This window comes from Flavobacterium circumlabens, from assembly GCF_004345565.1.
Taxonomy (GTDB): domain Bacteria; phylum Bacteroidota; class Bacteroidia; order Flavobacteriales; family Flavobacteriaceae; genus Flavobacterium; species Flavobacterium circumlabens.
Window position 1 is genome coordinate 178423 of record NZ_SLWA01000010.1, and the last position, 21711, is coordinate 200133.

General features: G+C 35.6%; 21 protein-coding genes. 17 read left to right on the top strand and 4 right to left on the bottom strand.

The features are described from left to right. Nucleotides 1-6: 6 nt before the first annotated feature. From EV142_RS20720 to EV142_RS20730, 3 genes are all read left to right on the top strand, one after another. Nucleotides 7-711 carry a LytR/AlgR family response regulator transcription factor gene (locus EV142_RS20720; protein ID WP_132037750.1) on the top strand — a complete coding sequence of 235 codons (705 nt, stop codon included), beginning with the start codon at nucleotides 7-9 and terminating at the stop codon, nucleotides 709-711. A gap of 230 nt (nucleotides 712-941) precedes the next feature. Then, entirely contained in the window at nucleotides 942-1793 is an 852-nt protein-coding gene (locus EV142_RS20725; RefSeq protein WP_132037751.1) for a hypothetical protein, read from the top strand. Between the two features lie 30 nt (nucleotides 1794-1823). Next, on the top strand, nucleotides 1824-2975 hold the full coding sequence (locus EV142_RS20730) for a thiol-activated cytolysin family protein (protein ID WP_158286357.1): 1152 nt from the start codon (nucleotides 1824-1826) through the stop codon (nucleotides 2973-2975). 187 nt (nucleotides 2976-3162) lie between these two features. On the opposite strand, the gene rsmG is transcribed toward EV142_RS20730, so the two are convergent. Then, entirely contained in the window at nucleotides 3163-3792 is a 630-nt protein-coding gene (gene rsmG, locus EV142_RS20735) for a 16S rRNA (guanine(527)-N(7))-methyltransferase RsmG (RefSeq protein WP_132037753.1), read from the bottom strand. 107 nt (nucleotides 3793-3899) lie between these two features. Between rsmG and EV142_RS20740 the strand changes: the two genes are divergently transcribed. The 9 genes from EV142_RS20740 (at nucleotide 3900) to EV142_RS20780 (ending at nucleotide 12480) form a co-directional block, all read left to right on the top strand. Next, a complete protein-coding gene (locus tag EV142_RS20740; RefSeq protein ID WP_132037754.1) occupies nucleotides 3900-4997 on the top strand; it encodes a fatty acid desaturase family protein in 1098 nt (365 codons plus the stop codon). Nucleotides 4998-5069: 72 nt separating this feature from the next. Then, nucleotides 5070-6257 (top strand): pyridoxal phosphate-dependent aminotransferase, encoded by a 1188-nt coding sequence (locus EV142_RS20745; RefSeq protein ID WP_127339343.1) that lies wholly within the window; start codon nucleotides 5070-5072, stop codon nucleotides 6255-6257. 291 nt (nucleotides 6258-6548) lie between these two features. Further along, on the top strand, nucleotides 6549-7007 hold the full coding sequence (locus EV142_RS20750; protein ID WP_132037755.1) for a ferritin-like domain-containing protein: 459 nt from the start codon (nucleotides 6549-6551) through the stop codon (nucleotides 7005-7007). Between the two features lie 131 nt (nucleotides 7008-7138). Further along, nucleotides 7139-7732, top strand: coding sequence for a hypothetical protein (locus tag EV142_RS20755; RefSeq protein WP_132037756.1), 594 nt, complete (start codon nucleotides 7139-7141; stop codon nucleotides 7730-7732). A gap of 38 nt (nucleotides 7733-7770) precedes the next feature. After that, a complete protein-coding gene (locus EV142_RS20760) occupies nucleotides 7771-8229 on the top strand; it encodes a hypothetical protein (protein ID WP_132037757.1) in 459 nt (152 codons plus the stop codon). Between the two features lie 141 nt (nucleotides 8230-8370). Next, entirely contained in the window at nucleotides 8371-10239 is a 1869-nt protein-coding gene (locus EV142_RS20765) for a peptidase U32 family protein (RefSeq protein ID WP_132037758.1), read from the top strand. Nucleotides 10240-10423: 184 nt separating this feature from the next. After that, nucleotides 10424-11584, top strand: coding sequence for a formate-dependent phosphoribosylglycinamide formyltransferase (gene purT / locus EV142_RS20770; RefSeq protein ID WP_132037759.1), 1161 nt, complete (start codon nucleotides 10424-10426; stop codon nucleotides 11582-11584). Between the two features lie 3 nt (nucleotides 11585-11587). After that, nucleotides 11588-11905 carry a DUF6370 family protein gene (locus tag EV142_RS20775; RefSeq protein WP_132037760.1) on the top strand — a complete coding sequence of 106 codons (318 nt, stop codon included), beginning with the start codon at nucleotides 11588-11590 and terminating at the stop codon, nucleotides 11903-11905. Further along, on the top strand, nucleotides 11905-12480 hold the full coding sequence (locus EV142_RS20780) for a Crp/Fnr family transcriptional regulator (RefSeq protein WP_132037761.1): 576 nt from the start codon (nucleotides 11905-11907) through the stop codon (nucleotides 12478-12480). The genes EV142_RS20775 and EV142_RS20780 overlap by 1 nt, the downstream gene beginning before the upstream one ends. 198 nt (nucleotides 12481-12678) lie before the next feature. On the opposite strand, the gene aceA is transcribed toward EV142_RS20780, so the two are convergent. Together aceA and aceB are read right to left on the bottom strand one after the other, a co-directional pair. After that, nucleotides 12679-13959, bottom strand: coding sequence for an isocitrate lyase (gene aceA / locus EV142_RS20785; protein WP_132037762.1), 1281 nt, complete (start codon nucleotides 13957-13959; stop codon nucleotides 12679-12681). Nucleotides 13960-14056: 97 nt separating this feature from the next. Next, complete coding sequence (aceB, locus tag EV142_RS20790; protein ID WP_132037763.1) at nucleotides 14057-15658, bottom strand: malate synthase A; 1602 nt, start codon at nucleotides 15656-15658, stop codon at nucleotides 14057-14059. Between the two features lie 209 nt (nucleotides 15659-15867). Here aceB and EV142_RS20795 point away from each other — a divergent pair, with 209 nt between their 5' ends. From EV142_RS20795 to EV142_RS20805, 3 genes are all read left to right on the top strand, one after another. Beyond that, nucleotides 15868-17349, top strand: a complete 1482-nt coding sequence (locus EV142_RS20795; RefSeq protein ID WP_132037764.1) for a helix-turn-helix domain-containing protein — start codon at nucleotides 15868-15870, stop codon at nucleotides 17347-17349. 221 nt (nucleotides 17350-17570) lie between these two features. Beyond that, on the top strand, nucleotides 17571-18287 hold the full coding sequence (locus EV142_RS20800) for a pirin family protein (protein ID WP_132037765.1): 717 nt from the start codon (nucleotides 17571-17573) through the stop codon (nucleotides 18285-18287). Nucleotides 18288-18727: 440 nt separating this feature from the next. Then, entirely contained in the window at nucleotides 18728-19261 is a 534-nt protein-coding gene (locus tag EV142_RS20805; RefSeq protein ID WP_132037766.1) for a YceI family protein, read from the top strand. Between the two features lie 160 nt (nucleotides 19262-19421). Here the strand turns inward: EV142_RS20805 and EV142_RS20810 are convergent, their stop codons facing one another. Beyond that, nucleotides 19422-20288, bottom strand: coding sequence for an AraC family transcriptional regulator (locus EV142_RS20810; RefSeq protein ID WP_132037767.1), 867 nt, complete (start codon nucleotides 20286-20288; stop codon nucleotides 19422-19424). Between the two features lie 96 nt (nucleotides 20289-20384). Here EV142_RS20810 and EV142_RS20815 point away from each other — a divergent pair, with 96 nt between their 5' ends. Beyond that, nucleotides 20385-20747 carry a DUF983 domain-containing protein gene (locus tag EV142_RS20815; protein ID WP_132037768.1) on the top strand — a complete coding sequence of 121 codons (363 nt, stop codon included), beginning with the start codon at nucleotides 20385-20387 and terminating at the stop codon, nucleotides 20745-20747. A 73-nt stretch (nucleotides 20748-20820) separates the two neighbouring features. Beyond that, a complete protein-coding gene (fabD, locus tag EV142_RS20820) occupies nucleotides 20821-21696 on the top strand; it encodes an ACP S-malonyltransferase (protein ID WP_132037769.1) in 876 nt (291 codons plus the stop codon). Nucleotides 21697-21711: the final 15 nt, after the last annotated feature.

Below are 21711 nucleotides of genomic sequence, written 5' to 3' on the forward strand. Positions count from 1 at the left end.
TTTTAAATGAAATACAAATGTATTATCGTTGACGATGAACCTTTAGCCAGAGAATTAATTGCCTCCCATTTGATGAATTTTGAAAGTTTTGAATTAGTCGATTCTTTCGAAAATGCCTTAAAAGCCTATGCTTTTTTAGAAACAAATACAGTCGATTTGATTTTTTTGGATATCGAAATGCCCTTATTAAAAGGAAATGATTTCCTGAAAAAACTAAAAAATCCGCCTAAGGTAATTTTTACGACCGCCTACAGAGAATATGCGATTGAAGGATATGAACTCAACGTGATCGATTACCTTTTGAAGCCCATTACTTTTGATCGTTTTTTTGTTTCAGTAGAGAAATTCAAACAGTTACAGCTTCCAAAAAAGGAAATAAAACCAACCAACGAGAATCATATTTTTGTGACCAGCGGAAGTAAAAACATTAAGATTATATTTGACGAAATTTTATACATCGAAAGCCTCAAAGATTATATTACCATTCACCTGGAAAACGGGAAATCACATCATATCAAACAAAATATTTCTGTTTTTGAGAAATTGTTAGATGCTAATTTTGTCAGAGTTCATCGTTCTTTTATTATTCAAACCAAAAAACTCACCGCGTATTCTAAAAATGAAGTTGAAATAAATACGATCGAAATTCCCATTGGAAATAGTTACAAAGAAAATTGGCTAAGTCATTTAGAGACAATTATTCTAAAATAAAGCAGACTGAATAAATAGCTGCCAGTAATAGTCGATTTTCAAACGACACTGAAAAAAAATAACCCGGAAAGAATATCTATTCTTTTCGGGTTTCTGCTTTTTAAGCATAGAATACTCCGAAGCATTACAACTACATCCAGTTTTTAAAATTGTCTTATTATAGTATTTTAATGTCCTTTCGGGTCTATCGAACACAATAAATAGTTATTTCTTTAAAAAAAAATAAAAAAATGAGAAACTATTTATATTTTATGTATTTAGCAATACTATTCTCTTGTAGTACAGAAGACCGTTCTTCAAAATCAGAAATTCGAAATCATAAAGCTGATTTCATTTTAACTAAAAACATTGAAAGAATTGACTGGAGCAATATTCAAACCGGTGAGCTCCTGAAGTTTGATGTCAAAATCAAAGATTTTGACACTAGTCCCGATGTACAATATGTCCTTAAACCAATTACAACAGACGTAACAAAACATCAGCGCAATAAACTTGACTATAATTTTCAGGAAGAAATAAAAGTATCCGCTTCTGGTATCATTTCTTCTGCAAAAGACAGTATTCTTATTAGGAAAACTAAGGATAGTATCATCATCAAAAGACCTAATTCCTCCTTTTTTGTTTCCATTTTAAATCCCGGGAATTTCACACAACAATACGAATTACGTAAAATGTCAGCAAACAAGTATGTTGCAGGATCTACTCAGGAAATACTATTTTCTGCTGTAAAAATTGAAGTGTATACATGGAACGAACAAACGGACAATTCTACCCTGTTTTCAAATTCGAAGCACAGCCGTTATTACGAATTTATCATAGACGATGGAGATCAAACAAACGATACATATCTCACCAACAGTGACTCAAAAGAAAATACATATGTGGCCTTATATAACGGGAATAAATACAATGGAAGTATTTCTATAAATAAGCCAATGACATTTAGCGAGAAAATAAACACGCAGAAAGGTGCCCAGGTTGTACCGAACTGGATATTATCCGAACTTAAAATAACACAAAAAAGAAATCATGAACCTGATAACATTATTAATTACAATAATTTAATCCTTATCCAGAAATAGTAACTTAAAAACCAAAATATGAAAAAGCAAATGAAACACACAATAGTTTTAGCATTGGCGATTGGTTCAACTTTATTTACTGCTTGCAGCAATGAGAACAGTAAAGACAGCACAGAGAGCAATTTAAACTCTTTGCAACCGGTAACTTTTGCAACTAAACCGGACAAAACGATCAGCTCAAAAAAAACAGGAGTGCAAGAATTAAACCCTACTACAGGAAACAATGAGTATGTATACCTTACTACTGTAGAAAAACAAACAACTCTATCACCGCTTTCTATTATAAACGAAGCAAATTTAGACGTTATCTACCCGGGAAGTATCTTGCGCGGCTCAAGTTTTATAAATGCAACTTATGATCCTCTTGTCCTAAAAAATGCATTTAAACCAGTCACTTTATCTATGTCTTTAAGAGGGGATTTATCAATTAGTGCTAACTCTTTGCCAACTCCCAGTGAAGTAAACACTGTTATTAACGGTCTTATAAGTAAAAATAAAAATTTAATTGATTATACCTCTATTCCCACTTATTATGAATATCAAAGTGATGAAATAACAACTGAAGACAGTTTTAAAAAAGCACTTGATGCGCATTTAAATGTAAATGTGTTGGGAGGTTTAGTGAAAGCTAATTTCGGCTATAGTCAAAATAGTGGCTCAACCAATACCAAATCTTATGTAATGGTAAAAGTCAGACAACGTTTGTACAGCATGACTATCGATCCAAAATATTACACCGATTGGATTGATGGAGATATTAGCGCTAACAATTTTGGAACACACGAACCTGTATATGTAAGTAATGTAGATTATGGAAGGGTTGCTTACATACTAATTGAGACAACTAAAAATGAGTCTTATAATAATACAATGGTAAAAGCATCTGTCGGGGTGGCCTTAAAAGTTGTAGATATTGGTCTGGATCTGAACTACTCTGAAGAGTTTAAAAAATTATTTGCACAAAATAAAATAAAAATAATGATTGTTGGAGGTCCATTAGCTTTAGGTGGAAAAGTAACCGATTATAATAGTTTTGTAGAATTTTTAAAAGCTCCTACTCCTTCAGATTTAGTTTCATCATCAGCCCCAATATCTTATAAAATACGCAGATTAAAAGACAATACCGAAGTGGAAGTAAAAGATATGTATACTGAGCAATTCAAGGAACTAAAAGCTAATTAAATATTTTTAATAAACAATCGTTAAAAGGACTGGATTTAACTATTACGTTGAGTCTTTTAATTTCAAAATCGAAAAAGATTTTTTATTGAAAGTCAATTCTTAATACATAATAGTAAAAGCCGAATTTGAAATCAAATTCGGCTTTTTAATTCATTAAATCTTTCAGATTTTATAGTCCAGAGAATACCTAAATAGTAAACTTCAAAGGCAAATGCACTACTTTTTTGGTTTCGAAAAATTCGTCTTCAAAGATGGTAGACAGATCGTATAAAGTAGCTTTTGGAAAATCTTTTAATTCTTCTGTCAAATCTCCACCTTTAAGATATAGAATTCCGTTTTTCAACGTATGCTTGTGCTGTTTTTTGATTTTATCCTTAATCCACGAAACAAAATCAGGCATATTGGTTACGGCACGGCTTACAATAAAATCAAAATCACCTTTTACCAATTCAGCACGCTTTTGTTCGGCCTTTACATTTTTCAATTCTAAGGCATCAACAACACCCTGAACTACTTTTATTTTTTTGGCAATTACATCAATCAGGTAAAAACGCGTTTCCGGAAAAAGAATGGCTAACGGAATACCGGGAAATCCTCCTCCGGTTCCAACATCCAAAACAGTTGCTCCCGGTTCAAATTTCATGATTTTTGCGATTCCAAGTGAATGCAAGATGTGTTTTGTATATAAGGCATCAATATCTTTACGGGATATAACATTGATTTTTTCATTCCAATCGTGGTATAAAAAGTCTAATTTTTGAAATTGTTCGATTTGAATATCGGTCAAATCAGGAAAATATTTCAGAATCTCGTCCATTGCTCTAATTTTTTAACAAAAGTAATACTTTACGATTGAAATATTTAACTCAATTTTGCAAATTGAAAATTTATAATAATTACCTTTGAGACCTATTTAAAACAATTATGAATAACACTGCGCCAACATTTGCCAAGCAAGACAATCTGAAGTTCTTCAGAACCCTTAACTCACGAGTAAACAATTACTTCAAAGAGAATAACATTCAGAAAACCGGAAACTGGAAGCTGCATTTAAAAGCCATTATTCTTTTTGCCATTTTTCTGACCCCGTACTTTTTGATACTAACACTTGACATGCCTTTCTGGGCACAATTGTTATTAAACATTCTTATGGGAATCGGAATGGCCGGAATTGGAATGAATGTGATGCACGACGGAAATCACGGTTCATACTCTTCTAAATCATGGATTAACAAAATCATGGGAGGAAGTATTTATATTTTAGCCGGAAACGTACACAACTGGCAAGTACAACACAATGTACTACACCATACTTATACTAATATTCACGGTCATGATGAAGATCTGGATGCGGGAAGAATTATTCGTTTTACAAAAAATGCAGAATGGCATCGTTTTCATAAATTTCAACATTATTATTCTTTTTTCTTATACGGATTATTGACTTTCAATTGGGCGCTAACAACCGATTTCAAGCAAATGAAAAACTATCTGAGAAGAAAATTATCATACGGAACACCTCAGAGTCCTGCTAAGCTATGGACGGTTTTAGTAATCACTAAAATAATATACGTTTTGATCTGGATGGCTTTGCCAATGCTTTTAGGCGTAACATGGTGGAAAGTGGTTATTGGGTTTTTCGTAATGCATTACACTGCAGGATTAATTTTAAGTATCGTGTTTCAATTGGCACACGTAGTCGAAGAAACTTCAAATCCGATTCCGAATGAAGAAGGGGAAATGGAAAACACCTGGGCAATTCACCAATTGTACACCACTGCCAATTTTGCTCCTAAAAACAAAATTGTCAATTGGTTTACCGGTGGTTTAAATCATCAGATTGAGCACCATATTTTCCCACATATCAGTCACGTTCACTACACTAAAATTGCTGAAATTGTAAAACAGACTGCAAAAGAATGCAACCTGCCTTATTATGAATTTAAAACCATGAGAGGAGCTGTTCTTGCACATTACAAGCATTTGAAAGAACTTGGAATGAAACCTGAATTATCCGTATAAACCAAAAAAATCTATTAATAATTAACCTTCCTTAGTTAGCGTAGATAATTAAGGACATTCAAAATTTTTATAATGAATCATATTCTTTCGGACAGAATCAACAACTTAGCGACTTCGCAAACCTTAGCAATGGCTGCCTTAGCACGCGAATTAAAAGCACAGGGAAAAGACATCATCAGTTTAAGTTTAGGCGAACCAGATTTTAATACTCCTGACTTTATTAAGGAAGCTGTTAAAAAAGCAGTCGATGAAAATTACAGTACCTATTCACCGGTAGAAGGTTATTTAGAATTAAGAGAAGCAATTTGCAGAAAATTCAAAAGAGATAATAATTTAGAATACAAACCAAGTCAAATCGTAGTTTCTACGGGAGCAAAACAATCCTTATACAACATTGCGCAGGTAATGTTAAATGATGGTGACGAGGTAATTTTACCGGCACCTTACTGGGTTTCTTACTTCGAAATTGTAAAACTTTCCGGCGGAGTTCCTGTTGAAGTTCCAACGTCTGTAGATACTGATTTCAAAATTACTCCGGAACAACTGGAAGCAGCCATCACACCAAAAACAAAAATGATGTGGTTCAGTTCTCCTTGTAATCCATCCGGATCTGTTTACAGCAGAGAAGAGCTAACCGCTTTGGCAAAAGTTTTAGAAAAACACCCAAATATATATGTAGTGGCTGACGAAATCTACGAGCACATCAATTTTTCAGGAACTTTCTGCAGCATCGGTTCAATCCCGGGAATGTTAGAAAGAACAATCACTGTAAACGGAGTGGCAAAAGCATTCGCCATGACAGGATACAGAATTGGTTATATTGGAGCTCCGGAATTTATCGCTAAAGCATGTACAAAAATTCAGGGACAAGTAACTTCAGGAGCAAACTCGGTGGCACAACGCGCTACAATTACGGCTGTAGATGCCGATCCAAGTGTATTGAATCACATGGTTCAGGCTTTCCACACGCGCAGAGATTTAGTGGTTGGACTGTTAAAAGAAATTCCAGGTGTAAAAATCAACGTTCCGGAAGGCGCATTTTACGTTTTTCCTGACGTCTCTTCTTTCTTCGGAAAAACATTAAGAGGTACTGAAATTAAAAATGCAAACGATGTTTCGATGTATCTTTTAGCTGAAGCCAACGTAGCAACAGTAACCGGAGATGCTTTCGGAAATCCGGATTGTATTCGTTTCTCTTACGCCACAAGCGACGATATCTTAAAAGAAGCATTAAAAAGAATCAAAGAAGCTTTGGCATAATTCAAACTTCTGTTTTATACACCAAAAGCCTTAGGAAATCCTAAGGCTTTTTTATGGGGTTGCCTTCGGCCGGGCTATCCGCTATATCTTTTATTTCGTTGCTCTTCATAAAAGGATACCGCTTCTATCCCTAACCCAAATCGGTAAACACGGAAATTTTATTTTCAAAACAAATACTCACTTTCAAAATTCCCATTCTACAATATTATAAATAACATCCAAAATTCTGTAAGACATAACGCTTCATAAAACCCAAACTTTGTAATATACATTAATTAAAAATTATTGATCATGATACATACAGATGAAACCACAAAAGAAGCAGTTAGTACATTAGAAGGATTAATTTCAATTCTGGAAGACGGAAAACTAGGATATACCAATGCTGCAGAACATGTAGACAGTCCGGCAATTAAAACCGACTTTTTAGAATATGCCCGCGAACGCGCGTTGTTTATTGTAGAAATACAAGACGAAATCAACAAACTGGGAAAATCAACTGATACAGCAGGTGGAGGTCCGTTAGGAGCAATACACCGTGCCTGGATTGATATTAAATCCTCTTTCACAAGTGGTGATACAGAAGCGATCATCAATGCTTGTGTAACGGGGGAAGAAGCAGCAATCGATAAATATAAATCTGCTTTGGCGAAAAATGAACTTGAAGCTAGTCAGATTGCTATTGTTTCAAAACAATTGAACAGTATCGAGAATACTTTGACGAAAATTAAAGCGAAAAGATTGTCTTAATAATTGACACTATTTTTTGAGAATGAAACTATCCGGTTTATTAAACTGGGTAGTTTTTTTGTTTTTGGCCAAAACTGAAAAATAAATCTTATTTTCGTCGCAACCAATTTCTAAAATAAAAACTAAATTTTATGGCATTAACTTTACGCAGTATTTTTATTTGCACCCTTCTTACAATTCTATTTCCTAACCAAACAAAAGCCCAGGCAACGGGTAATGCCATAAAAGCGTCAATAGGTTTTGGCTCAAGTAGTTCTTATTACATTGAAAATTACGGCAGTCAGGATGAAATAGATGTCATGGGAGGTGGTTTATATTTTCAGGGAGAATATATCATTGGAATAAAATCATGGCTTAGTTTACGTCCTTACGCAGGAGCCATATTTACATCCGTTGATAAAAATCAAAATTTACAAAATCAACCGCAATACAAAGTAACAACCAATGCCTTTTTACTTGGAGGAAAACTTCGTCTGTGTGCGCCAATTCCTTGGGTAGCACCTTTTATTGAAGGAGGTATCGGTACGTCAATAGGTAAATTCGAAACCATTACACCCGCAGTTAATTTTAACAAAAGCGATATCTTATTGCATATTCCTTTTAATGTTGGATTAGCCATTGGTCGAAGGAATAATTTTGAAATTGCTGTTTCGGGCTACTTTCATCCGGCAGCTAAACAATCATCCGGGGTATTTGCTGTAGGATATACTTTTCCCTTAGATTAATTTACTGTAAAATCTCAACTATACGTTTGACTTAAAAAATGACAAACAAAAAAGTAATATTAAATTTAGCCTTACCATTAAGCATCATCACATTTATTCTTTTTACAAAATGGTGGATTGCTGATGTTGTAGATGGAACTGACGGTGTTATGTATGGATTCCCACTAATTTATAAATCTCCCGCATTTTATACTTCTATGGCAGAACAATATTTTATAATGGAACTCTTAATTGATTTTCTTTTTTATTTTGCCTTTTTATCGACAATATTATTTTTGATAAACATATATATATCTGAAATCAAAATAAAAAGAAACCTACTAAGGTTCATTTACGTAATTGCAGTACTATTATTGGGTGTTGAAATCTTATTTGCAACAGTTTTTGAAACCAGTTTTTCAATCAAACGAGATTTTGATATAAAAATAAAACAAACCGGATTTAAATTTTATTTTTCAAATGAAGAAAGAAACGAATTTAATAAGTTACATCAATAAATTAAAAAAGATTAACCATCATCATTCCATATTACTTAACTATTTCAAAAAAAGTCACTTCAGCATTAGTAATCCCGAATTATTTATAAGAACTTTGCACACTTTTTTCCGTGAATACCACAAAAGCCTAAAGTTTTAGAAATGAAGAAGAAGATCGAAATATTAGCTCCTGCTAAAGATTTAATCCAGGGAATGGCCGCCATAAATAGTGGTGCCGATGCTGTTTATATTGGTGCCCCACAATTTGGAGCCCGCTCAAATGCCACCAACTCGATTGAAGATGTTGCGGCTTTGGTCAAATATGCGCACTTATTTAATGCTCAGGTTTTTGTAGTAATGAATACTATTTTGTACGACAATGAATTGGAAACCTGTCGTCAAATGATATACGAATTGTATGATATCGGTGTTGATGCCCTGATTATTCAGGATATGGCGATCATGGAAATGGAATTACCTCCTATTGTTCTTCACGCCAGTACACAAGCCAATAATCGCGATGCCGACAAAATCAAATTCCTTAAAGATGCCGGAATCAAACGGGTGGTTTTAGCACGCGAATTGAACTTACATCAAATAAAAGAAATCTACGACGAAGCAGATGTTGAACTGGAATTTTTCGTAACCGGAGCCTTATGTGTATCCTTCAGCGGAAACTGTTACATGAGTGTGGCTAACGGAGAAAGAAGCGCCAATCGTGGTTCTTGTGCTCAAAACTGCCGTTTACCTTATAACTTAATCGACGGAAACGGAGAAACTTTAATCAAAAATAGTCACTTACTTTCGATTAAAGATTTAGATGTTTCTGATCAGATTCCAAATTTGATTGAAGCCGGAATTGTTTCTTTTAAAATTGAAGGACGTCTGAAAGATATCGTTTATGTAAAAAATAATGTATCTTATCTGCGTCAGAAATTAGACAGTTATTTAGAAGGAAGCGATAAATATACCAAAGCTTCTTCCGGAAAATGTACTTTTACTTTTGACTCTACTTTAAACAGAACTTTTAACCGTGGTTATACCGATTATTTCGTAAACGATAGAAATAACAGTATTGGTTCCTGGGAAAGCCCAAAATCAAAAGGACAATATATTGGTAAATTAATCCGAACCGTGGGAAATGCTTACGAAATCGAAAATGGCGAATTATTAAACAACGGCGACGGACTTTGTTTTATCAACGAAAATAACGAAGCAGACGGAATTTATGTAAACAAAGCGGAGAACGGTAAAATTTATCCAAACGTTTTAAAAGAAGTAAAAGACGGAACCTTTATTTATCGCAATAACGACGCTGCTTTTATCAAAATTGTAGAAAGAGAAGACAGTGCGATCAGAAAAATTGGCACTACGCTGCTGCTTACAGAAAATGAAGAAGGTTTTGAATTAATCGCGACAGATGAAGACGAAAATGTTAGTATTGTAAAACTTGCACATGCCAAAGAAAGAACCAAAAACAACGAATCGATTGAAGAAAACATCAAGGTTCAATTGGCAAAAACCGGTTTTACACCTTACAGTGCCGATGAAATAAATGTAATGTTCTCTGAAAACTGGTTCCTTCCTATTTCTAAAATCAACGAAATGAGAAGAACCGTTTACGAACAATTATCAGAAATTCGTTTGGCCAATTACAAACGTGAAGAACATCAGTTAGTAAAAACCTCGCATCCTTATCCGGAAACGAAGTTAGATTTCATGTACAATGTTTCGAACAAAACAGCTCGTAAATTCTACGAACGTCACGGCGTTACCGAAATCGAAAAAGCATTTGAATTGCAATGGGACCCCGGAAAATCCCGTGTAATGACAACAAAATATTGTATCAAATACGAATTGAAAAAATGTCCGATACACCAAAAAGATATTATGGGCGTTAAAGTAAAAGAACCATTGGTTTTAAAACAAGGCGAGCTTGAATACAAACTAAAATTCAACTGCAAACCCTGCGAAATGGAAATCTGGGAAAAAGATGCTGAATTTGAAATAGAAGAAGATCATTTTTATTAGGATTTTAACCGCAAAGAGCGCAAAGCAATACGCAAGGTTCGCAAAGATTATTTTAAAATCTTTGCGAACCTTTTCTTTTAACTTAATATCAAAAACTTTGCGTTCTTAGCGTAAATCTTTGCGAACATTGCGGTTAAAAACATTTTTCGCTACTTTTACTACTCCAACATTACAAAACTCCAAAATGAAAATACTCCTCCTCGGTTCAGGCGAATTAGGCAAAGAATTTGTCATTGCCGCACAACGAATCGGACAAACCATAATCGCTGTTGACAGTTACGAAAATGCTCCGGCCATGCAGGTCGCTCACGGATTTGAAGTCATCAACATGCTGGATGGCGAAGCACTTGACCGGATTGTAGCCAAACACCAACCCGATTTTATCGTTCCCGAAATAGAAGCCATTCGCACCGAACGTTTTTACGACTACGAAAAGCAAGGCATTACCGTAGTTCCTTCTTCCAAAGCCGCCAACTTTACCATGAATCGTAAAGCCATTCGTGATTTAGCGTCAAAAGAACTTGGACTTAAAACAGCGAAATACCAATACGCAACTTCCGCTGAAGAGTTACAAAAAGCCGTTCAGGAAGTTGGAATTCCGTGTGTCGTAAAACCATTAATGTCTTCTTCCGGAAAAGGACAATCGACAATAAAAACCGAAAGCGATATCGAAAAAGCATGGCAATATGCCGTTGCAGGTTCCCGTGGCGATGTTATTGAAGTTATTGTAGAAGCTTTTGTAGATTTCAATTCAGAAATTACACTTTTAACCATTACCCAAAATAACAATCCAACGCTTTTTTGCGCTCCAATCGGACACAGACAAGAGCGCGGCGATTATCAGGAAAGCTGGCAGCCCGCAAAAGTTTCAGACAAAGATTTATATGAAGCGCAGGATATGGCGGAAAAAATCACCGAAGCGCTTGGAGGCGCCGGCCTTTTTGGCGTTGAATTTTTCCTGACTGATGAAGGTGTTTATTTCTCTGAACTTTCACCACGTCCGCACGATACCGGAATGGTTACTTTAGCCGGAACCCAGAACTTTAATGAATTCGAATTGCATTTGCGTGCGATTTTAAGCTTACCGATTTTCGAAATCATACTCGAAAAAGCCGGAGCAAGTGCCGTAATTTTAGCATCCGAAGATTCTGCTAATCCAACCTTTACCGGAATCGAAAAAGTAGCGGCATTACCAAAAACCGATTTCAGGATTTTTGGAAAACCAACTTCAAGACCGTATCGCCGAATGGGCGTTGTTTTAAGTCATGATTCATTGGCAACTCCAATTGAAGAAGTCACAGAACGTGCCAAAGCAACTTCAAAACTAATCACCGTAAATTCTTAAAAGATGAAAAAAGTATTATTTATGTTATTCCTGTTTATCGGAATTGCCACTCAGGCTCAGGATAAAAAAACAACCGAGAAACCTCAGATCGTTGAAACCGCTTGTGGCGAATGTCAATTTGGGATGAAAGGCAATGGCTGTAATTTAGCCGTTCGAATTGATGGAAAAGCTTATTTTGTGGACGGAACTACTATTGATGAACATGGTGATGCGCATGCAAAAGACGGTTTCTGTAATGCGATCCGCAAAGCCGAAGTTACCGGAAAAGTAGAAAACAATCGTTTCAAAGCCACATCATTCACTTTGGTAAAACAAAAATAATGGAGTTAATTCTTGAAAACATAGCAAAACACGTTTCGCTGACACCTGAAGAACAAGCACTATTTTTATCCAGAACAGAGACAAAAATCTATAAAGCCAAAACCATTTTACTAAATGCCGGTGAGGTATGCAAACATTCGTATTTTGTCAATTCCGGAATTTTAAGAAGCTTTAATATCAACGATAATATTGTCGAACATGTTCTGGCATTTTCATGTCCCGGATGGTGGATGAGTGATATGTACAGTTTCTTTTCACAAAAGCCCGGACAGCTTTTCATAGAAGTTTTAGAAGAGGCGGAAGTGGTTTCACTATCGAAAGAAAATCAGGAACAATTATACCTTGAAATTCCAAAATTAGAACGTTTTTTCAGGATTCTAATCGAAAATTCATTAGTGGCCAATCAACAGCGCTTAATGGACAATTTGAGCTTGCCTGCAGAAGAGCGATTTGAGAAATTCTGTACCAAATACGGAACACTGGTTCATAAAGTCCCTCAAAAACAAATCGCTTCTTTTATTGGTGTTACGCCTGAATTTTTCAGCAAAATGAAAGCCAGGCTTTTGAAAAAATAATTTTTTTTTGCCACAGATTTCACGGATTAAACAGATTTTTTTTGTTCGCCACGAATTACACGAATTTTCACAATTTTTTTTTAATTGCTTTGCTTCGTGAAAATTCGTGTAATTCGTGGCAACATTTTTTTAATCCTTTTAATCCGTGAAATCTGTGGCAAAAAAAAACACGGCTAAACAGCCGTGTTTTTTATTGAATTAAAATTGCTCCACCTCCGTAGAATGTTTCATTGCTGTTGTGGTTGATTTTCCTATGGTTACCGTATTCTGAACGGCATCAAAATAAGAAGTCCCTACAAAAGCCTGGTGTTTAACCGCTCGGAATCCGTTTTTCTGTAGCGCGAATTCTCTTTCCTGTAATTCAGAGTAACCCGCCATACCACGCTCTTTATACGCTTTTGACAATTCGAACATACTCGTATTTAAAGCATGGAATCCTGCCAGAGTGATGAACTGGAATTTATACCCCATCGCAGCCAGATCCTCTCTGAATGTTTCCATTTCAGCCACTGATAATTTTGCAGCCCAGTTAAAAGAAGGTGAACAATTGTAGGCCAGCATTTTATCCGGAAATTCTTTTTTCATGGCATCGGCAAACTTTTTAGCATAAACCAGATCAGGATTACTGGTTTCCATCCAGATCAAATCGGCATATGGTGCATAACTCAAACCTCTGGCAATTCCCTGATCGATACCGCTGTTTACATAAAAGAACCCTTCATTGGTTTTTTCGCCTGTAATAAATTTTGCATCTCTTGGATCAGCATCGCTGGTCAGTAAATTAGCAGCGTCAGCATCGGTTCTTGCTACAATTAAAGTTGAAACCCCCATTACATCTGCGGCCAAACGTGCTGCAATCAGTTTATTGATTGCTTCCTGAGTCGGCACCAAAACCTTCCCTCCTAAATGTCCGCATTTCTTAGCAGAACTTAACTGATCTTCAAAATGAACCCCTGAAGCCCCGGCTTCAATCATCGATTTCATTAATTCGAAAGCATTTAGATTTCCGCCAAAACCAGCTTCGGCATCAGCCACAATCGGAACCAGATAATCTTTTTTATCTTCAACTTCATTTACCACCTGAATCTGATCAGCTCGCAATAAAGCACTATTAATTTTTTTAACCACCATCGGCACACTGTTTACCGGATAAAGGGATTGATCCGGATACATTTCTCCTGCCAGATTTGCGTCGGCCGCAACCTGCCAGCCACTTAAATAAATCGCTTCTAATCCGGCATCGACTTCCTGAATCGCCTGATTTCCTGTTAAAGCGCCCAAACCAGCAACATAATCCTGACTTTTTAACTTTCTCCATAATTTCTCCGCTCCCATTTTGGCAATAGAGTGCTCAATTTTATAAGAACCCTGAAGCGTAACCACTTCTGTAGCCGTGTAAGGACGTTCAACACCTTTCCATCTTGGGTTCGTGATCCAATCGTTAATCAATTCCTGAATTCTGTCTTCTGTTGTTTTCATAAATAATATAGTTAAGTTGGTTAGTAAGTAAATAGTTTTCGGTCGCAGTTTTCAGTTTTCAACTGAGACTCAAAAAAGTATTGATCGGTATACTTTTTTATAAATATTTGTAACACGGAATAGTTAAAAAGTCAATAAAATCGGTATTTACAACCAATCTTTCCAATACTTTTTCAGCCAGAGGAAATTGTCTTTTCTCGTAATTCTCTTCTCCTAATTCCGTTTTAATTTTATCGAATTCATCTAATGCCAATTCGTGATAATAGGCCACATTCAGCTGTTTGTCATTGTCCAAAATCACTTTATTCTGAAGCCATTGCCACAATTGCGATCTCGAAATTTCGGCAGTTGCTGCATCTTCCATCAAATTATGCAATGCCGCTGCACCTTGTCCGTTCAGCCACGAAGCCAGATACAAAACCCCTACATTGATGTTTTTACGAACGCCGTTTTCCGTTATGATTCCGATTGGTGGTTCTATCAAATCTGCTTCCGTAATTTTGCGATGTTCTCTTTTAATGTGAATTTGATTTGGAGTTGGCATTCCTTTATCAAAAATTTCTTTGGCTATTGCAACCAAATCCGGATGTGCCACCCAGGTTCCGTCGTGACCGTTTCGAACTTCGCGTTCTTTATCGGTTTTTACTTTGGCGAAAGCAACAGCATTGGCCTCTTCATTATTCTTAATCGGAATTTGAGCGGCCATTCCGCCTATCGCATGAATTCCTCGTTTATGACATCTCTGAATCACTAAATTGGAATATGCATTCATAAAAGGCGAAGTCATGTTTACCTGATCGCGATCCGGCACGATGAATTTCGGGTTCTTGCGGAATTTTTTGATGTAGGAGAAAATATAATCCCAACGCCCGCAATTCAAGCCAACAATATGCTCTTTCAATTCGTAAATAATCTCATCCAGCTGAAAACTTGAGGTTATGGTTTCAATTAAAACCGTCACTTTGATAGTGCCTCTTTCTAATTTCAAATAATCTTCGGTAAAATCAAGTACTGTATTCCACCAGCGCGCTTCCAGATAATGCTCTAATTTTGGAATGTAGAAATATGGTCCCGAATTATTCTCTAATAATTGTTTATGATTATGAAAAACATACAATCCAAAATCTACCAAAGAACCTGAAACTTCCTTTCCTTCTATTAAAAGATGCTTTTCTGTTAAATGCAATCCTCGTGGACGAACAATCAATGTCGCGATTCTTTCATTTAGCTGATAACTTTTGTTTTTAGCGGCATCTGTATAAGAAATTGTCTTTTTTACAGCATCAATTAAATTCAGCTGTCCCTCCATTAAATTTTGCCAGGTCGGAGAAGTACTGTCTTCAAAATCAGCCATAAACGTTTTCGCACCCGAATTAAGAGCATTGATGATCATTTTACGATCAACCGGTCCGGTAATCTCTACTCTTCGATCCAACAAATCCTTCGGAATTTCTCCAGCCATCCAATTACTTTCTCTGACGGTTTTGGTTTCTGAAGGAAAAGATGGCATGACACCCTTATCAAACAAAACTTGTTTTTGATTGCGTTGCCCCAGCAACAATTTTCGCTGCGATTCGAATTTTCGATGTAAGGCGGTTATAAAAACAATCGCTTCTTCTGTCCAGATCTCCGGATAAGAAAGGTTCTTTTCGGCTAAAAATTCCATTGCCGTGTCGGTAATCTCTAATTGGTTTTTCATAGCTGCAAATTTTATTTTTCATTAATCAGATACCTTCGTATTTGCTATTTCTGCCTTTTTAAAAACACTTTTAACAATAGCGAACAAATAGCTAATCAGTTTCACAGTACAATGTTAGGTAAAAGTTTTTTACAAAACAAGCGAACGTTCGCTAAATATTTAAAATAATTTTTTGGCGATTGTTTTTTTTTAATTGCTATATTTGATTTATGGATATCGAAAAAGACTATATAAAGCTGATCTTTGGGCTAAAACTCAAGCAAGTCAGAACACAAAAAAATCTTTCTCTTTTTGGCTTAGCCAAATTGACAAATCTTTCAAAATCGTACTTAAACGAAATTGAAAAGGGTAAAAAATATCCAAAAACAGATAAAATTTTGCTTTTGTGCGAACATCTGGACGTTACTTACGACCAAATGGTTTCTTTAAAACTTGATAACAACCTTGCTCCGATTGGAGAAATTTTAAAATCCGGAATTTTAAAAGAGATTCCGTTAGAGCTTTTCGGCATTCAGGAAGCGGATTTAATAGATATTATTGCCAATGCTCCCGCCAAAGTCAATGCCTTTATCAGTACTATAATTGAAATTGCGCAGCATTATAATCTTAGCAGGGAAAGTTTTTTTCTGGCTGCCTTAAGATCTTACCAGGAGGCCCACAGCAATTATTTTGAAGATCTTGAAGATAAAGTGATTGCTTTTTCAAAATCATTCCAGATTAATTTGGATTCTAAAATCACGATTGAAGAACTGGAGGCCATTCTTACAGAGGAATTTGATTACACGATAAAAGAAATCGCTTTTACAGATCAGGAAGCTTTGGAAGATTTACGATCTATTTATGTTCCGAAAAGCAGGACTTTACTGCTTTCAACAGAAATCGACAATCCACAGAAAGCTTTTATTCTCGCCAAAGAAATCGCCTACAATTATTTAAAAATATCCGATCGTTTGCTGACTTTTAGCTGGATCAAATTTGAAAACTTCGATCAGGTCCTGCATAATTTTTACGCTTCTTATTTTGCCGGCGCTTTATTATTACCAAGACAATTGGTAGTGGGCAAAATCAATGACTTCTTACATAATGAAAAGCCAAATCCGGAAGAATTTGTCGCTCTGATCGAAAGTTTCGAAGTTTCTCCCGAATCCTTTTATCAGAGACTGACCAATTTGCTGCCCAAAGATTTTCATTTGAAAAACTTATTCTTTTTAAGAATGTCTCACAGAATTGGTTCTGACGTGTATCAAATCAAAAAAGAACTACACATTACCAATCAGCAGGAACCTCATGCAAACGAAACCAACGAGCATTATTGCAGAAGATGGGTTTCAGTAAAAACCATAGATGAAGCCATCAGGCAAAACAAATCACACTTTTTTGATGCTCAGATTTCCAGTTATGTACATAGTGGAAATGAATATCTGGTTTTTTCATCGGCTACAAAAGATCCTTTTGTAAACAATAATATCCGCAGTATTTCAGTTGGAATTTTAATCAATCCGACAATGAAAAAGAAATTCAAATTCATCGAAGGAAAGCCGCTCGTAAAACGAATTGTGGGTGTTACCTGCGAAACCTGCGACGTAAAGGATTGTCTGGAAAGAGCCGCACTTCCAATTGCACTGGAAAAGAAAAAACGTCACGAAAATACCGATGCAGTTGTACAGCAATATATCTCGCAATACAGCTAGATTGTTAGACTTCTTAGATCTTTAGACTTTTTAGATTGTTGAATTTCCTGGATTGTTAGATTTTTAGACTATAATAGCCTTATTCACGCAGTTGAACCTCTGTACCTTTGAACCTTTGCAACTATGAACCTCAGAACCTTTTTTTCTTAATCTAGGTTAAGTGCATTTCATGCATGTTGATCGTAAATTTGTACTATTAAAATAACAAAACACTTATCATCATGGAAAATATAGTATTACATAAAGCGGAAACAAGAGGAAATGCAAATCACGGATGGCTTAACGCTTATCACAGTTTTAGTTTTGCAAGCTGGTACAACCCGGACAGAATTCAGTTTGGAGCACTTCGCGTTTTGAATGATGACACAATTGCGGGAGGAATGGGTTTCGGCACGCATCCTCACGATAATATGGAAATCATTACCATTCCGTTAGAAGGCGATTTAGCCCACAAAGACAGCATGGGAAATACTGAAATCATCAAAAATGGTGATATTCAGGTTATGAGTGCCGGAACTGGAGTTCAACATAGTGAGTTTAATCCAAATGCTGATCAGCAAACTAAATTATTGCAAATCTGGCTGTTTCCAAACAAAAGAAACGTAGCACCACGTTACCAGCAAATTACTCTGAATGTATCCGACAGACACAATAAACTGTCTCAAATCTTATCTCCAAATGCAGACGATGAAGGGGTTTGGATTCATCAGGACGCCTGGTTCAACATGGGGAATTTTGATGCCGGAATTGCAACAGAATACAAAATCAAAAAAGAAGGAAACGGCGTTTACGCTTTCGTTTTAAAAGGAAATGTAACAATCAACGGTCAGGAGTTAAACACTCGTGATGCTGTTGGAATTTCAGGAACTGATACTTTAAATATCAAAGCAACTACTGATGCTGAATTTTTATTGATGGATATTCCGATGAACTATTAATTCATAAACAACACATACTTTTTTTTTCAGGAAACGATAATAAATCTGTTTATCAGATTGTTATCGTTTTTTTTCTTACATATTTCACAAATTATCTTAAGTGGACAATAGAAGACTTTAAATCTAAAAGCAGGCAAAAAAAGGTCTCTCGCAGATTTTGCAGATTCAGCGGATTTTATTCCTTGTTTAGATAGATTTTTTTAGAAAAATAAGCAGCATGCGCAGATCATTTATAAACGCACTCTAACAAATAGATCTGCCCAATCTGCAAAATCTGCGGGAAACAAAAAACCATTCTTAATCCGTAAATCTGCAGCAAAAAAAATAAGGATCAAATTAACAGTTTTTCATTTCTTAATCTAGGTTAAGTGTCTTTCGATTACTCCCGACGTAACTTTGTCCTATCAAAATGAAATTATTATTATTTAAAAAATAAAATTATGGCAACTACAAAATGGGCAATTGACCCAACACATTCAGAAATTGGTTTTAAAGTTAAACACATGATGTTTACAAATGTTTCAGGAAAATTTGGAACTTACGATGCAACAATTACGACAGAAGATAATGACTTCGAAAACGCTGCAATCGAATTTTCAGGTGATATCGCTTCTATCGATACCGCAAATGCAGACAGAGACGGTCATTTAAGAAGCGCTGATTTTTTTGACGCTGAAAACAATCCTAAATTAACTTTCAAATCTTCTTCATTCAAAAAAATTGACGCCGGAGATTATGAAATCACCGGAGACTTAACGATTAAAGGTGTTTCTAAATCAGTAACTTTTCCGGTAGACTTCAGCGGAATCATGACTGATCCATGGGGAAATACAAAAGTTGGATTAAGCATTGAAGGGAAAATTAACCGTAAAGACTGGGGATTAAACTGGAACTCTGCTCTTGAAACCGGTGGTGTTTTAGTTGGAGAAGAAGTAAAACTGAACATAGAATTACAATTTGCGAAACAAGCATAATCAGAATATTAGGTTTTAATTTGGTTGGTTTTAAAAGCCTGCACTTTTTAGAAAGTGCAGGCTTTTGTTTTTTTAGTTTGCCGCGAATTGCGCTAATTTTTACGTCTAAAAAGTAAAAAATAATTTGTCTAAATTCGTGCAATTTGTGGCAAAAAAACCTTTAGCGAATAGTCCTATTTCTAAATTCAGTTGGTGATAATCCGGTTTGTTTTTTGAAAACTCTGGAGAAATACGAATAATCTTCGTAACCAACGGCATACGCAACTTCATTTATGGCTAATTGTTTGTCGGCAAGCATTCTTTTTATTTCGAGAATTACACGATCCATAATTACCTCTGTGGCTGTTTTTTGTAAAATTTCGTTACAAATTCTATTCAGATGTTTTAAGGTGATGTGCAATTGTTCTGCATAAAATGAAGGCAGTTTTTGAGTTTTAAACTGTTTTTCTAAAAGAACTTCAAATGCGCTGATCTTTATATTATAGGAATGTGTCTGATGAGAATAGGTTTCTCCATACTTACGGGCAATTTCGATATGAATACAGTCTAATAAATTCAGCATTTTATCCAGCTGATATTTACCATCCTGATTGTTTTCGTGAATTAGTAAATCAAAATAAGGCAGGATCTTCGGAATTTCTTTTTCTTCAAAAACCATTTCCGGCCGATTGTGAATGGAATGATAAAAATTATACTCATTGATATTTTTCTGTCCAAAATACAGATTATAAAGCTCCTGCGAAAAGATAACCACAAAACCTTCAATATCTTCAGACAAACTCCAATGATGCATTTGTCCGGGCTGCAAAACGAACAGACTCCCTTTTTTAATTTCGAATTGATCAAAATCTACTTCATGCTGCCCCGACCCATTCGTAAAAAATACCATTAAATATGAATCATGCCGATGCGGTTCTTCGATAAAACTGTGGCTTTTTAAATGCTCCTTAAAAATATTGACGTAGAAATCACGATGAATATCATTGCAACTAAAATTCTGAACAGTATAAATTGGGTATTTCTTCATAACAAATGTCTTTATTGTGCTATAAGTAGCGAAGATATAAAAAAGACTTTTAATGGATTGTAAAATACCTTTGTATAAATAAAAAATAACAAAGTCATGTCAAATACACTAGTCCATATTTTGAAAAATGAATGTCCGAATTGTCATAAAGGAAAAGTTTTTAAAGACAAGAATATTTTTCTGAATTTCGGCTTTCCAAAAATGAACGAATACTGCAGTCATTGTAATTACAAGTTTCAAAAAGAGCCCGGTTATTTCTTTGGTGCCATGTATGTAAATTACGGATTAACAGTCGCTCAGGGCATTGCAACCTATTGTATCGCTCAGTTTTTCTTTGAAAGAAATTTCGACCTGAGAATCATTCCGATTATTGCGGTGGTCATTACTTTATGTACTTCTTTCAATCTCCGATTTTCAAGATTAGTGTGGATTTATATGTTTAAGGATTATACAAGCTAAAAAAAGTGTTATTTTTGCCTTTCAATTGAAACTAATTTTTCAATTCAAAAAAATTCAATCTTAAATTAGACAAATGAAAGCATACGTATTTCCGGGTCAGGGCGCACAATTTACAGGAATGGGCAAAGACTTATATGAAACATCGGCTTTAGCCAAAGAATTATTCAAAAAAGCCAATGAAATTTTAGGTTTTAGAATTACAGATATTATGTTTGAAGGCACTGCCGAAGAACTGAAAGAAACAAAAGTTACACAGCCGGCCGTTTTTTTACATTCGGTTATTTTAGCCAAAACTTTAGGCGAAGATTTTAAACCGGAAATGGTGGCGGGGCATTCTTTAGGAGAATTTTCAGCATTGGTTGCTAACGGAACTTTATCTTTTGAAGATGGTCTTAAATTAGTTTCCCAACGTGCTTTAGCCATGCAAAAAGCTTGTGAAATTACTCCGTCTACAATGGCTGCCGTTTTGGGCCTTGCAGATAATATTGTTGAAGAAGTTTGTGCTTCTATTGATGGAGTTGTCGTTGCTGCAAATTATAACTGTCCGGGACAATTGGTGATTTCCGGAGAAACTACTGCTGTTGAAAAAGCTTGCGAAGCGATGAAAGCTGCCGGAGCAAAACGTGCTTTGATTTTACCTGTTGGAGGAGCTTTTCACTCGCCAATGATGGAGCCTGCAAGGGAAGAACTGGCTGCTGCGATTGAAGCAACAACTTTTTCAGCTCCTGTTTGCCCGGTGTATCAAAACGTAACTGCAAGCGCGGTTTCTGATGCCAACGAAATCAAAAAGAACTTAATTATACAATTGACTGCTCCGGTAAAATGGACACAGTCTGTACAACAAATGATCGCTGATGGCGCAACTTTGTTTACTGAAGTAGGACCCGGAAAAGTTTTAGCCGGTTTGATTAATAAAATTGATAAGGAAGCTGTTACGGCTAATGCTTAAATTTTAGTAATCAGT

Excerpts from the sequence above, each read along its gene's own strand:
- EV142_RS20720 (WP_132037750.1), top strand. The coding sequence starts at position 7 with ATGAAATACAAATGTATTATCGTTGACGATGAACCTTTAGCCAGAGAA.
- EV142_RS20725 (WP_132037751.1), top strand. The coding sequence starts at position 942 with ATGAGAAACTATTTATATTTTATGTATTTAGCAATACTATTCTCTTGT.
- EV142_RS20730 (WP_158286357.1), top strand. The coding sequence starts at position 1,824 with ATGAAACACACAATAGTTTTAGCATTGGCGATTGGTTCAACTTTATTT.
- rsmG (WP_132037753.1), bottom strand. The coding sequence starts at position 3,792 with ATGGACGAGATTCTGAAATATTTTCCTGATTTGACCGATATTCAAATC.
- EV142_RS20740 (WP_132037754.1), top strand. The coding sequence starts at position 3,900 with ATGAATAACACTGCGCCAACATTTGCCAAGCAAGACAATCTGAAGTTC.
- EV142_RS20745 (WP_127339343.1), top strand. The coding sequence starts at position 5,070 with ATGAATCATATTCTTTCGGACAGAATCAACAACTTAGCGACTTCGCAA.
- EV142_RS20750 (WP_132037755.1), top strand. The coding sequence starts at position 6,549 with ATGATACATACAGATGAAACCACAAAAGAAGCAGTTAGTACATTAGAA.
- EV142_RS20755 (WP_132037756.1), top strand. The coding sequence starts at position 7,139 with ATGGCATTAACTTTACGCAGTATTTTTATTTGCACCCTTCTTACAATT.
- EV142_RS20760 (WP_132037757.1), top strand. The coding sequence starts at position 7,771 with ATGACAAACAAAAAAGTAATATTAAATTTAGCCTTACCATTAAGCATC.
- EV142_RS20765 (WP_132037758.1), top strand. The coding sequence starts at position 8,371 with ATGAAGAAGAAGATCGAAATATTAGCTCCTGCTAAAGATTTAATCCAG.
- purT (WP_132037759.1), top strand. The coding sequence starts at position 10,424 with ATGAAAATACTCCTCCTCGGTTCAGGCGAATTAGGCAAAGAATTTGTC.
- EV142_RS20775 (WP_132037760.1), top strand. The coding sequence starts at position 11,588 with ATGAAAAAAGTATTATTTATGTTATTCCTGTTTATCGGAATTGCCACT.
- EV142_RS20780 (WP_132037761.1), top strand. The coding sequence starts at position 11,905 with ATGGAGTTAATTCTTGAAAACATAGCAAAACACGTTTCGCTGACACCT.
- aceA (WP_132037762.1), bottom strand. The coding sequence starts at position 13,959 with ATGAAAACAACAGAAGACAGAATTCAGGAATTGATTAACGATTGGATC.
- aceB (WP_132037763.1), bottom strand. The coding sequence starts at position 15,658 with ATGAAAAACCAATTAGAGATTACCGACACGGCAATGGAATTTTTAGCC.
- EV142_RS20795 (WP_132037764.1), top strand. The coding sequence starts at position 15,868 with ATGGATATCGAAAAAGACTATATAAAGCTGATCTTTGGGCTAAAACTC.
- EV142_RS20800 (WP_132037765.1), top strand. The coding sequence starts at position 17,571 with ATGGAAAATATAGTATTACATAAAGCGGAAACAAGAGGAAATGCAAAT.
- EV142_RS20805 (WP_132037766.1), top strand. The coding sequence starts at position 18,728 with ATGGCAACTACAAAATGGGCAATTGACCCAACACATTCAGAAATTGGT.
- EV142_RS20810 (WP_132037767.1), bottom strand. The coding sequence starts at position 20,288 with ATGAAGAAATACCCAATTTATACTGTTCAGAATTTTAGTTGCAATGAT.
- EV142_RS20815 (WP_132037768.1), top strand. The coding sequence starts at position 20,385 with ATGTCAAATACACTAGTCCATATTTTGAAAAATGAATGTCCGAATTGT.
- fabD (WP_132037769.1), top strand. The coding sequence starts at position 20,821 with ATGAAAGCATACGTATTTCCGGGTCAGGGCGCACAATTTACAGGAATG.